At 60.8% G+C, this 1,311-nt stretch carries 2 protein-coding genes; both read left to right on the top strand.

Annotated elements, in window-relative coordinates:
* Positions 1 to 266: 266 nt before the first annotated feature.
* Complete coding sequence (locus D7231_RS34875) at positions 267 to 1,100, top strand: helix-turn-helix domain-containing protein (RefSeq protein WP_120760373.1); 834 nt, start codon at positions 267 to 269, stop codon at positions 1,098 to 1,100.
* Positions 1,090 to 1,308, top strand: a complete 219-nt coding sequence (locus D7231_RS34880; protein WP_120760375.1) for a DUF397 domain-containing protein — start codon at positions 1,090 to 1,092, stop codon at positions 1,306 to 1,308. The genes D7231_RS34875 and D7231_RS34880 overlap by 11 nt, the downstream gene beginning before the upstream one ends.
* Positions 1,309 to 1,311: the final 3 nt, after the last annotated feature.

Here is a 1,311-nt window from a genome sequence, read left to right on the forward strand (position 1 = left end):
AGCGGCCCGCCGTACTCCCACTCGCGGTTTGCCATCGATGCGTTCATGCGGTGTGTCACCTGCCGTCGTCGTGCCAGTGGTGGGTCTCGCCGTCGTGAGGTCGGCGGCGGAACAAGGCTCCTGGGGGACACGCGCCGTTGCTGACGGGGTCCATGGGTGAGCGCTTGGTTACCAGCATGGGCAGGGGAGCAGGCTTAGTACACACTGGCAGTGTCACCAATCGCTTGGACACACGCTCAGTTGACACTTGGGGAGGAGAGCGGGGCATGGAACTGACGAGCGACAACGGGGATGTTGCACCTGAGGTGAGGTTAGGGCGCCGAATCCGGCAGCTAAGAAAGGAAAACGGGCTGTCTCTGCGGCAGCTTTCCGAGCGTGTTGGGGGATTCTCGTACAGCTATATCGGGCGGGTCGAACTAGGCAGGCAGCCGGCATCCGACGGGCTGGTCACGGCTCTTGACGAGTTCTTCGGCACGGGCGGAACGCTCTCGGAGATCAAGGGCTTGGCGCGGGACATCGTCATCGCTCAGTACAGCCGTGAGTACGTAAGGCGTGAGCGCGGTGCGAGCCGCATTCAGAGCTTTGCCAGCAGCCTGATTCCCGGGCTGCTCCAGACAAAGGACTACGCGCGTGAATTGTTCCGCGCGAGTTCAGTCCGTGCGTCCGACAGGGAGATAGATGCGCAGGTTGCTACCCGAATGGAACGGCAAGCGGTCTTCCTCCGGGATGAGCCGCCGTACTACCTGGCCGTGATTGACGAGGCGGCCTTTCGCCGCCCGACTCTCGACCGACGGATCATAAGAGAGCAACTAGAGCATATCGCTTCTTTCGGGTCTAATCCGTACGCAACGATCCAAGTTCTCCCGTTCGCGCAAGGGTTGCATCCTATGCTCGGCGGGACGCTGAACCTGCTAACGCTGAAAGACGGCAGGATGGTTGCACTCGTCGAGTCCTTCCGTTCGGGGGATGTCGTAGAATCCTCTTCATCGCTCCTTGAGCTTGTCCAGAGATTCGATCTGGCGCGCTCAAAGGCGCTTCCCGCAACGGAATCTCTCGACCTAATTCGCAACTACCTGAAAGAGTACAGCGATGAGAGCTGACGCCCTCGCTAATGCGGATGCTGCCCTCACGTGGCGTAAATCGTCCTACAGCGGTGCAGATAACGGCGACTGCGTCGAGATGGCCCACGGGCTACAGGGCATTGTGCCGGTTCGTGACTCCAAAGACCCGAGTCAGATCATCGCCTTTGCGTCGGAAGGCTGGAGCCGCTTCCTCGCCGGGGTCAGGAGTGGTCAACTGTCCACCTGAGCC

The organism is Streptomyces klenkii (assembly GCF_003626645.1).
Taxonomy (GTDB): domain Bacteria; phylum Actinomycetota; class Actinomycetes; order Streptomycetales; family Streptomycetaceae; genus Streptomyces; species Streptomyces klenkii.